General features: G+C 64.9%; 8 protein-coding genes. 6 read left to right on the top strand and 2 right to left on the bottom strand.

Features of this window, described 5'->3' with window-relative positions:
* Positions 1-148: 148 nt before the first annotated feature.
* The gene (locus AC07VH_RS19230) at positions 149-2,188 is read right to left on the bottom strand and encodes an aminotransferase class V-fold PLP-dependent enzyme (protein WP_494787479.1); all 2,040 of its coding nucleotides are present in this window, start codon (positions 2,186-2,188) and stop codon (positions 149-151) included.
* Positions 2,189-2,355: 167 nt separating this feature from the next.
* On the opposite strand from AC07VH_RS19230, the gene AC07VH_RS19225 reads away from it, so the two are divergent.
* Together AC07VH_RS19225 and AC07VH_RS19220 are read left to right on the top strand one after the other, a co-directional pair.
* The gene (locus tag AC07VH_RS19225; RefSeq protein WP_494787480.1) at positions 2,356-2,853 is read left to right on the top strand and encodes an Lrp/AsnC family transcriptional regulator; all 498 of its coding nucleotides are present in this window, start codon (positions 2,356-2,358) and stop codon (positions 2,851-2,853) included.
* A gap of 169 nt (positions 2,854-3,022) precedes the next feature.
* The gene (locus AC07VH_RS19220) at positions 3,023-4,999 is read left to right on the top strand and encodes a methyl-accepting chemotaxis protein (protein WP_494787481.1); all 1,977 of its coding nucleotides are present in this window, start codon (positions 3,023-3,025) and stop codon (positions 4,997-4,999) included.
* Between the two features lie 17 nt (positions 5,000-5,016).
* Here AC07VH_RS19220 and AC07VH_RS19215 read toward each other — a convergent pair whose 3' ends face one another.
* The gene (locus AC07VH_RS19215) at positions 5,017-5,529 is read right to left on the bottom strand and encodes a thioredoxin family protein (RefSeq protein WP_217494244.1); all 513 of its coding nucleotides are present in this window, start codon (positions 5,527-5,529) and stop codon (positions 5,017-5,019) included.
* A gap of 159 nt (positions 5,530-5,688) precedes the next feature.
* Here AC07VH_RS19215 and AC07VH_RS19210 point away from each other — a divergent pair, with 159 nt between their 5' ends.
* The 4 genes from AC07VH_RS19210 (at position 5,689) to AC07VH_RS19195 (ending at position 10,277) form a co-directional block, all read left to right on the top strand.
* Positions 5,689-5,985 carry a DUF3349 domain-containing protein gene (locus AC07VH_RS19210; RefSeq protein ID WP_475413864.1) on the top strand — a complete coding sequence of 99 codons (297 nt, stop codon included), beginning with the start codon at positions 5,689-5,691 and terminating at the stop codon, positions 5,983-5,985.
* Between the two features lie 79 nt (positions 5,986-6,064).
* A complete protein-coding gene (locus AC07VH_RS19205; RefSeq protein ID WP_475413865.1) occupies positions 6,065-7,231 on the top strand; it encodes an HPP family protein in 1,167 nt (388 codons plus the stop codon).
* Positions 7,228-8,325, top strand: a complete 1,098-nt coding sequence (locus AC07VH_RS19200; RefSeq protein WP_494787482.1) for a M48 family metallopeptidase — start codon at positions 7,228-7,230, stop codon at positions 8,323-8,325. The genes AC07VH_RS19205 and AC07VH_RS19200 overlap by 4 nt, the downstream gene beginning before the upstream one ends.
* Positions 8,326-8,459: 134 nt before the next feature.
* The gene (locus tag AC07VH_RS19195; protein WP_494787483.1) at positions 8,460-10,277 is read left to right on the top strand and encodes a DUF885 domain-containing protein; all 1,818 of its coding nucleotides are present in this window, start codon (positions 8,460-8,462) and stop codon (positions 10,275-10,277) included.
* Positions 10,278-10,396: the final 119 nt, after the last annotated feature.

Here is a 10,396-nt window from a genome sequence, read left to right as displayed (position 1 = left end):
CTCGACGCATTGGGGAGGTTTCAGTACAGAAATCAGCGCCTTGAATGGCAGAAAGATGCCGACAGGAAATGAATGGAAGAAAAGGCGCGGCGCGCACCGTGCCGATGATGGCACGGTGCAATATTTCATGGAAGAAAGTTCAAGAAGTTCAGGCCGCAATCGCCAGCGGATGGCGCGTCGCCTCCGCCATCGCCATGCCGCCGTTGAGTTGCCACGCCGCGCCGTGGCCGAGGCGGCGCAGGCAGGCGGCGGCGCGTGCGCTGCGGTTGCCGCTGCGGCAGAAAAACACCAGCGGGCGCTGCGGCTGCTGCAGCCAGGCGGCCACCTGCCCCGCCAAGCGGCTCAGCGGTACGCTGCGCACCGCGCAGCCCTCGAACACGGTGCCGGCGCACGCCGCGTGTTCATACGCTTCGCGCACGTCGACGAGGATGGCGTCGGGATGCTGGCGCAGGAAGGCGGGCAAAGCGGCCGCGTCAAGCTGCAGTGCGCTGGCGGCGGCCTCGCCTTCGCGTGCGGTGCCTACGGTGCCGCAGATGCCGCCGTCGTCGCCGGACGCGCACAGCACCGTGTCTTGCGTCAGCAGCGCCGCATCCAGCAAGGGCGTCAACGCCTCGGGCGCCAGGGCGCCGATGAAGGCGAAATGCTGCCCCAGCAGGTACACATGGGTGTCGCCGCACTCGATGCGGCGCAGGCGCTGCTGGCCCAGCGCCAGCTCACCGTCGATATCGACGTGACCGACTTGTTCGATCTCGAGTTCCTGCAGCAGCGCCAGACGCGCGGCGCCATGGTCCAATGGCGCCGCCGTGTGCACGATGGCGCGCAGGGCCAGGTGCTGGCAGCGGATGAAGGCGGCCAGGCGCGGCACGAGCGCGGCGGCGGGATCGATGACGACGCAACTGGCGCTGGCGGCATCGCTGATCAGCCAGGTGCACTGGCCATCGACGCTCAGCTGGATTATGCCGTCCTGCGCGCCGTCCTGCGGCGATGGCGCCAGCGCCGACGGCAGCAGGCAGCTGCTGCGCAGCGCTGCGCCGCAGCGCTCGATGCGCGCGCAGGCGGAAGCGACCGTCGCCGCATCGATCAGGGGGCCGAACGACAGGCGAATGGCCGAGCTGGCGCGCCATTGCGGCACGTGCATGGCTTCCAGCACATAACTGGGCAGCGCCTTGGCGGCGGAACACGCGCTGCCCGAGCTGACGCGCACGCGCGCCGCGTCGAACAGGTCCAGCAGCTCTTTCGAGGACAGGCCCGGCACGGAAAAATTGAGCGTCGTCGGCAAGGACAAGTCGAACGGCATATTGAAAACGATGCCGGGAAAAGCGCGTTCCAGGCTGGCCACCAGCTGCTCGCGGAAAGCGGCCAGGTCGGCGTGGCTGCGGAAGGTCTTGCCATCGTCGAGCGCGGCCAGCACGGCACCCAGCGCGGCGATGCCGGCCATGTTTTCCGTGCCCGAGCGCAGGCCCGCTTCCTGGCCGCCGCCCATCATCAAGGGCGTAAACGAGGCGCCGGCGCGCACATACAGCATGCCGATGCCCTTGGGCGCATACAGCTTGTGGCCGGAAAACGGCGCATAATCGATGCGCGTGGCGGCCAGGTTCAGCTTCAGCTTGCCCAGCGCCTGCACGCAATCGACCATCCAGTAGGCGTCGGCGCCCCGTTCCTGCAGCAGCTGGGCGATGGCGGACAAGTCGCTGACGACGCCCGTTTCATTGTTGGCCGCCATCGTGCACAGCATGGCCGCCTCGCCGATCAGCGCATCGAGCGCCTGCAGATCGTGGCGCCCCTGCGCATCGACGGGCAGCTTGCGCACTTCCAGGTTCAGGCCCAGTAACCGGTTCCAGTGCGCCAGGCTCTCCGGCACGGCCTTGTGCTCAGTCGCGCCATACAACAGCAGGCTGCCGATGCGCTTGCCCGCATCGCGCCGTTCGCGCAGCGCGCACAGGGCCGACAGCACGGCCGTCTGGATGCCCTCGGTGGCGCCGCTGTTGAACATCAATCGGCCGTCGCCCACGCCCAGCAAGCCGCCGGCGCGCCGGCGCACGCCATCCATCATAGCCTTGGCCTGCAAACCCGTGGCATGGGTGCTGCTGGGGTTGCCATAGCCCTGCTCCATCGCTTGCCGGGCGGCGGCAACGGCGGCGGGCAGCACGCAAGTGGTGGCATTGCTGTCGAGGTAGATTTCTTTCATGATGGCAGTCCGAATATTCTATAAAAAAGGCGCAGTTAAAAAGGCGCAGCGCAAGCGGCTGGAACATCTCGATAGTCTACCGGCCTGCCCCCGTGAAGATATGCCAAAAGACACTGCAAACACGGTACTATGCAGCATGTTCATGCCATAAAAACCGGAATACTAAAATGAATTCACCAAACTTCTCGCTCGACAAATTCGACTGCGCCATCCTCGCCGCCCTGCAGCAGGACGGCACCCTGTCGATCGCCGCCCTCAGCGAAAAGATCGGTTTGTCCAGCACGCCATGCTGGAAGCGGGTCAAGCGCCTGGAGGAAGAGGGTTATATCGAAAACCGCGTGGCCATCGTCAACCGGCAAAAGGTGGGCTTGCCCGTGACCGTCTTCGTCAGCGTGCGCACGGGACAGCACGATGAAAAATGGCTGCGCCGCTTTGCCGCCGCCGTCATCGTCTTGCCCGAGGTACAGGAATTTCACCGCATGAGCGGCGACATCGACTACCTGCTGAAAGTCGTCACCACCGATATCAAGGGCTACGATACCTTCTATAAAAAGCTCATCAAGGCCGCGCAGCTGACGGGCGTGTCGTCCGCCTTTTCCATGGAACAAATCAAGTGCAGCACGGAATTGCCGCTGGAATTGATCGCCCACGGCTTGCCGGCCTGAGGCGTTTTCCGGCCACGCGGGGCCAATGTGGAAAAACGCGTTGCTGCAACGCAACATTAGTGAACGAAAAGCAGCAATGGTGCGGTGGGACGACAGGCCCGGCCGGTATACTGGCCGCTCGCCTGCCCGCTTTTCTGTCTATTGTGCAGGCCATCCTCCAAGGTCTTCCATGTCTCTGCTGCGCCGCCTCTCCATCCAGAAAAAACTCTTGTTCAGCATGGGCTTGTGCCTGCTGCTCTTCATGGCGATCTCGTCTTTCCTCAGCGTGCGCATGAGCAGCGATTACGTGCGCGAGCGCGTCGTCAGCCAGGAATTGCCGGCGCAAGTGGGCGAGATCCGCAACGACGTGCTGCGCCAGATCAGCCAACCCCTGTCCGTGGTACAGACCATGGCCAACGATGTTTATCTGCAAGACTGGGAAGACGCCGGCTTGCCCGACAGCGGTATCGCCACCTTCCAGCGCTACGCCACCGTGGTCAAGGAAAAGAACAAGGCCGCCTCGATCAACTGGGCCTCGGCCAGCACGGGCAAGTATTTCACCACCGAAGGCTTGCTGCGCACCCTGGACAAGAACCAGGCGGCCGACCAGTGGTTCTATGGCTTGCTGGCCGGCGACAAGGCCTATACGCTCGACATCGACAAGGCGGACAATTCCAGCGACCTGATGCTGTACCTGAATGCGCGTGGCCGGACGGCGGGCGGCAAGCAGATCGCGGCCGGGCTCGGACTGTCCATCAATGCGCTGGCCGACACCATCCGCAGCTACAAGATCGGGCAGACGGGCCATGTCTACCTGGCGCGCGCCAATGGCGTGCTGCTGGTGCACCGCGACACGGCCCTGGCCGACGGCAAGCACGCCCTCAAAGATCTGCCCGGCTTCAGCGATACGCTGAGCAAGAACCTGCTGACGGGCAACAAATACGCGTACGCCGTCTACGACGCGCCCGCGGGACGCCAGTTCGTCGCCGCCTCCTTCGTGCCGGAACTCAATTTGTATGTGATGGCCGAAGTGCCGCAAGCGGAAGTGCTGGGCAATGTCACGCGCTCGGCCCTGATCGCCGCCCTGATCGCCGGCCTGGTCGGTGGCGGCATCGCCCTGGCCATCATTTATGTCATCAGCCGCGCCATTGCCGCCCCTGTGGCGCGGGCAGCGGACATGCTCAGCGAAATCGCCAGCGGGAATGGCGACCTGAGCCGCCGCATGCCCGTCGAATCGGAAGACGAGGTCGGTGCGCTGGCGGCTGCCTTCAACCGCTTCGTCGCATCGCTGAACGTGACGATACGCGAAGTTCGCGACAGTACCGGGGCAATTGCCAGCGCATCGAGCCAGATCGCGTCGGGCAACCTGGACCTGTCGGCGCGCACGGAAGCCCAGGCGTCGAGCCTGGAAGAAACGGCGGCAGCCATGGAAGAACTGACGTCGACCGTGAAACAGAATGCGGACAATGCGCGCCAGGCCAATCAACTGGTGGTGTCGGCCTCGAGCCACGCCGTCAAGGGCGGCGAAGTGGTCGGGCAAGTCGTGCAGACGATGGGCGCGATTACGGAAAGTTCGCGCAAGATCGCGGATATTATCGGCGTGATCGACGGCATTGCCTTTCAAACCAATATCCTCGCCCTGAACGCGGCCGTCGAGGCGGCCCGCGCGGGCGAACAGGGCCGCGGCTTTGCCGTGGTGGCAACCGAGGTGCGCAACCTGGCGCAACGCTCAGCGGCTGCAGCGAGGGAAATCAAGGACTTGATCGTCGACTCGGGCGGCAAGGTGGAAGCGGGCAGCAAGCTGGTCGACTCGGCCGGCGCCACCATGCAGGACATCGTCGGCTCCGTGCAGAGGGTGGCCGACCTGATGGGAGAGATCGCTTCGGCCAGCCAGGAGCAAAGCCAGGGCATCGCGCAAGTCAATGCCACGGTCACGCAGATGGATGACGCTACCCAGCAAAACGCGGCCCTCGTGGAAGAGGCGGCGGCGGCAGCCCAGTCCCTGCAGGATCAGGCGGGCCGGCTGGCGCAGGTGGTCAGCGTCTTCAAGCTGGAAGAAACGGGGCATGCGGCGCCGCAGCAGCCTCGGCAGCCAGCGCACAAGCCCATGCTGCCCACGCCAGCGCGCCCGAAAGCGCCGGCCAGCGATGCGTGGGAAGAATTTTAGAGAATGTTGGAAGACGCTTAAATCGCCGGCGCTTTCACGCTGGCGGCTTGTTTAAAGAAATCATAGATGCCGCTCTCGCTCATGCGGCGGGCATTCGCCAGTTCGCCGCCCTTGGTGGCGTACAGCACCTGGTTGTTGTCGCTCGATACGAGCACGGCAGCCGGGATGCCTTTCTTGAGCGGATTGCCATAGGCATGCGCCACGTCCAGGTTATGGTCGAAGTTGCCCACGTCGACCTTGACGACCTTGAACTGCTGTTGCATCAACTCGGCATTCTTGCCTTCCTTCAAGGCCTTGTCGAGCGCACGGCAATCCTCGCACCAGTTGGCGCCAAAGATCAGCAAGACAGGCACGTGCGCCGCCTTGGCCTCGGCCAGCGCGCGGGCCACGTCGGCCTTGGCGTCGGCCGCCGCGTTGTACGGCAGATGCGGCGTGGCGACCGGGTTGGCCGGTGTGGGGGCGGCGGCAATGGCGGTACCGGCAAGCAGCAGGCTGGCAAAGAATGGGGCGACGAAACGGGAAAGGCGCATGCAGGACTCCTGAAAGAAATCGTGAAGCCAGCTGAACAGCTGCCAGCGGGCGTGATTGTCTAGAATATGCCTGCTTGTAGGAAATATCCACCATTTAATTGCACTGTGCTTATGCGGAAAACGTATAAGCGCGTATCAGCGCCACCAAGGAGTCGCCGCTTGAGCACGCCAGATATATTACCCCCAACGCTGTCCGGCGCCGCGCGCATGTTGCGCGACGCCTATCCCGGCGGCATGCCCGATACGGCATATTTCGCCGTGCTGGCCCTGCTGTATGAACACTTTTCCGACCGCAACCTGGCCGAGCTGATGGCCGCCGTCACGGGCAAAGATGCGGCGGTGGTCCTCAATGACATCTATGCCTGCGCCAGCAGCGAGCCGGCGCCGTCGACCATCGCAGCCGTCAGGACGCTGCTGGCGCGGCACGGCTTGCAGGCCGTCTGCGCCGAGGATTAATGCCCACCGGCAGCGAAATGGAACGCATGGGATAATATGGGGCTCACACTGAGCAACGCGGCCCGAACGCGCCCTCCCCATGACGACTTCTTTCCTGGCACGCTGGCTGCCGCAACCGAACAACGGCAGTCGCCGCGAACAATTGCGCGCTTGCGCGGGCGCCATCTGCGGCTTGCTGCTGACGGGCCTGATCTGCCATTTCCTGCTGGCCCCTGACAGCGCCAGCGTCTACCTGATCGCGCCCATGGGCGCCTCGGCCGTGCTGCTGTTCTGCCTGCCGGCCAGCCCGCTGGCGCAACCGTGGTCCGTGGTGGGCGGTAACGTCGTCTCCGGCCTGGTCGGCATGGCCTGCGTCAAATGGCTGGGGTCCAGCGTGGGCGTGGCGGCGCTGGCCGCCTGCCTGGCCATCGGCGCCATGTTTGCCCTGCGCTGTCTGCATCCGCCGGGCGGCGCCGTGGCGCTCACCACCGTCGTCGGCGGCGCCAGCGTGCATGCGGCCGGCTTTGAATTCGTCTTCATCACCGTGCTGTTCAATTCCGCCGTGCTGGTCGCCTGCGCCGTGCTGTACAACAACCTGACGGGACGCCGCTACCCGCACGTCCAGCAACTGGTCACGCCGCATCCGCACGCCACCAAGGATGACGTGCCCAGCAACCGCCTGGGCTTTTCGCCGGACGACCTCGATGCCGTCTTGCGCCAGCACAGCGAAGTGCTCGACATCAGCCGCGACGATCTGCAAGCGATCTTCCTGCAAACGGAAATGCGCGCCTACCAGCGCCGCTTCGGCGTCGTCACCTGCGCCGACATCATGTCGAAAGACGTGCTCAGCGTGGAATTCGGCACGCCGCTCGATGTTGCCTGGCGCACCATGCGCGAGCACGATGTGGGCGCCCTGCCCGTCGTGAACCGGGCACGCCGCGTCATCGGCATCATCACGCAGACGGATTTCCTGCGCCATGGCGGCCTCGACGATTACCAGGGCATGCGCCAGCGCCTGCGCGGCTTGCTGCAGCGCAGCGGCCTGTCCCACGGCGACAAGCCGGAAGCGGTGGGGCAGCTGATGACGCCGTCGCCGCACACGGCCCGCCTGGGCACGCCCATCATCGACCTCGTGCCGCTGATGGCCGACGCCGGCTACCACCATATTCCCATCCTCGACGATGAAGAGCGCCTGGCCGGCATCATCAGCCAGTCGGACCTGATGGCGGCACTGTACGAAAGCCGCTTTGCCGAGGCGGCAGCATGACGCCATTCCAGGCACTGCTGACCGGCCCCGACGGCGGCCCGGCGGGCATGGCCGTCAGCGCGCATTTCTTCGGCAGCCAGCTGGCCATCGACGCGCCCGGCCCCACGCTGGACGTGGCGCAGCTGGTCGTCAGCGTGGGCGGTGTCGACGGGCCGGAACTGTTCCTGAACTGGCTCGACGCACAAGGACGGCAAGCGTCGCTCAAGCCGCTGACGGCGGACGACATCGCCATCGTCTTGCGCGCAGCGCCGGCCGCGCTGCAGCCGCAACTGCAGCGACTGTGGGGCGAGCGCCAGCGCAACCGGCGGCAAGTGTCGGGCTGGCTGGCCGGTTTGACGGGTGCGGCCGTCGTCGCTTCCGCCCTGCTGTGGTGGCAAGGCGGCCATGCCGTCGGTGCGCTGGCGGGACTGATACCGATGTCGACGGAGAAGCAGCTGGGCGAACTGGCCCTGGCGCAAGTGCGCGCGCAAGGCGGCATCGTTGAGAGCGGCGTGGCGCAGCAGACGGTGCAGGACATCGGCGGCAAGCTGACGGCCGGTTCGCGCTACCCGTACCGCTGGCTGGTCAAGCAGGACGACACGGTCAACGCGTTTGCCATGCCGGGCGGCATCATCGTCGTGCATACGGGCTTGCTGCGCCAGGCGGGGGATCCGGGCGAGCTGGCCGGCGTGCTCGCGCATGAAGTGCAGCATGTGGAACAGCGCCATTCGCTGCGGCAGATGATCAGCAGCCTGGGCTGGGGCGCCCTGGTGGGCGTGACCATCGGCGACATCAGCGCCGTGGCCGCCATGCTGGCGCACCAGGCCGGCACCCTGTATTTCAGCCGCGACATGGAGGAAGAGGCGGATCGCCTGGGCTTGCTGGCCTTGCAGCGTGCGCAGATCCGCCCCGACGGCATGCTGCGCTTTTTCCAGCAGCTCGATGACAAGGACCAGGCCGGCGTGCCCGGATGGATTTCCTCGCACCCGCAAACGGCGGCGCGCGCGCAGCAGATCCGCAGCCTGATCGCCGCCACGCCCTGCCCGGCCTGCCTTCCCTTGACCAGCAGCCACTGGCAAGCGATGAAAGCGGCCCTGCCGCCTACGGCAAAATAGCAACATTCCTCCCGCACAATTTATCCAAACGCACCGGGCAATGGCGTATGCTTACGCCCCGGCTGCTCCTTCGCGAGCGGCCACCCCGCCCCCCAACGCCTCCGTTCATTCCCTCCTTACAAAGGATCTCGCGCATGAAGCATCGTTTTGCCGCCGGCACCCTCGGCACCCTGGCCATCTCCCTGTTGCTCGCCTACGCCCCCACGGCGCAAGCGGCCCAGCCCGCTGCAAAAACCGCAGCCGTGGCCGTCAGCGCGCCAAAAGCCAAACAACAGCTGCAAGTGCTGGCCGACCAGTACTACGATGCGCAGGCCCGTTTCGAGCCGATCAATGCCACCGAGAGCGGCGACAACCGTTTTGACGATCAGCTCGGTTCAGCCATCGTGCCCGCCGCGCGCGCAAAGCAGTTCGCCCTGTACCGCCAGTACCAGAAGACCCTGCGCAGCATCGCCCGCGCGCAGCTGTCGCATCAGGACCAGATCAACTACGATATCCTCGACTATGAACTGACGACGGCGCTGAGCTTCGAGCGCTTCCCCGAATATTTGCTGCCGCTCAACCAGATGGACAGCATGCCCGTCACCCTGGCCAATTATGCGGGCGGCGAGGCATCGCAGCCTTTGACCACGGTCAAGGAGTATGACGCTTACCTGAGCCGTATCGGCCAGTTGCCGGGCTGGATAGACCAAGCCATCGCCAACATGAAAGTCGGCATGCAAAAGGGCATCGTGCTGCCGAAGGCGCTGACGCAGTCGGCCCTGCCGCAATTCAAGAAGCTCGTCAGCACCACGCCGCAGGAGAGCGTGTATTACACACCCATCAAGAACTTGCCGGCCAGCTTTTCCGACGTGGACAAGGCGCGCCTGACGCAAACCTACACCGTCATCATCGAAGCCAAGCTGATGCCTGCGTTGCAGCGCCTGGCCACCTTCATGGAACGCGATTACCTGCCGGCCGGCCGCACGAGCAGCGGCTGGAGCGCCCTGCCCGATGGCGCGGCCTGGTACCAGGCGCGCGTGGCCAGCAGCACCACCACGGATTTGAAACCGGAGCAGATCCACGCCATCGGCCTGAAGGAAGTGGCGCGCATCCAGGAACAATATGCGATCGTCGGTCCGAAGATGGGCTACAACGGCCCGGCCGCCGGCTTGCCCGTGTGGGTCTCGGAACAGGCGAAATACCGTCCGTTCAAGACGGAGCAGGAAGTGCTCGACGTCTACCGCAAGCTGAACGTGCTGCTTGACAGCAAATTGCCCGCCCTGTTTACCCTGGTGCCGAAAGCACCGCTGGACTTGCGCCTGGAACCTGAACTGAGCCGCGACACGGCCGCCGACCATTACACGGCCCCGGCCGCCGACGGTTCGCGTCCGGGCGTGTTCTGGTCCGTCGTCACCGATCCGAAACTGTATGGCGATACGGGCATGACCACCCTGTTCTTGCATGAAGGCAAGCCGGGCCACCATTTCCACCTGGCGCTGGTGCAAGAGATGGACTTGCCGAACTTCCGCCGTTTCGGCGGCAACAATGCCTTCACGGAAGGCTGGGCCCTGTATGCGGAAACCCTGGGCAAGGAAATGGGCCTGTTCGACGATCCGGCCCAGTATTTCGGCCATTTGAACGACGAGATGCTGCGCGCCGTGCGCCTGGTGGTCGACACGGGCTTGCACACCAAGGGCTGGACGCGCGAGCAGACGATCAAGTACATGCGCGACACCCTCGGCTATGACGCCGTGGCGAGAAGCGAAACGGAACGCTACATGGCCTGGCCAGGCCAGGCGCTGGGCTACAAGATCGGTTCGCTGAAAATCGTCGAACTGCGCCAGCGCGCCCAGCAGGCGTTGGGCGACAAGTTCAGCCTGCCGAAGTTCCACGAAGTGGTGCTCGGCGACGGCACCCTGCCCCTGAAACTGCTGGAAGCCAAGGTCGACCGGTGGATCGCGCAGCAGAAGTAAAGCAGTAAGGTAAAGCCCTCCCGCCACAGCGGCAGCGCCAACCGGGGCTGCCGTTTTTTTTTCGTGCCGATGCTTGATCTGGCACAGACCGGCCGCATCTCGCGCACGCCTGCCGGAAC

Source organism: Janthinobacterium sp. GW821-FHT03C10 (genome assembly GCF_059420865.1).
This window is presented reverse-complemented; position numbering and strand designations above follow the sequence as displayed.

Bases quoted from the DNA above. Each gene is read 5' to 3' on its own strand.
- AC07VH_RS19220 (WP_494787481.1), top strand. From the start codon at position 3,023: ATGTCTCTGCTGCGCCGCCTCTCCATCCAGAAAAAACTCTTGTTCAGC.
- AC07VH_RS19195 (WP_494787483.1), top strand. From the start codon at position 8,460: ATGAAGCATCGTTTTGCCGCCGGCACCCTCGGCACCCTGGCCATCTCC.
- AC07VH_RS19225 (WP_494787480.1), top strand. From the start codon at position 2,356: ATGAATTCACCAAACTTCTCGCTCGACAAATTCGACTGCGCCATCCTC.
- AC07VH_RS19205 (WP_475413865.1), top strand. From the start codon at position 6,065: ATGACGACTTCTTTCCTGGCACGCTGGCTGCCGCAACCGAACAACGGC.
- AC07VH_RS19200 (WP_494787482.1), top strand. From the start codon at position 7,228: ATGACGCCATTCCAGGCACTGCTGACCGGCCCCGACGGCGGCCCGGCG.
- AC07VH_RS19230 (WP_494787479.1), bottom strand. From the start codon at position 2,188: ATGAAAGAAATCTACCTCGACAGCAATGCCACCACTTGCGTGCTGCCC.
- AC07VH_RS19215 (WP_217494244.1), bottom strand. From the start codon at position 5,529: ATGCGCCTTTCCCGTTTCGTCGCCCCATTCTTTGCCAGCCTGCTGCTT.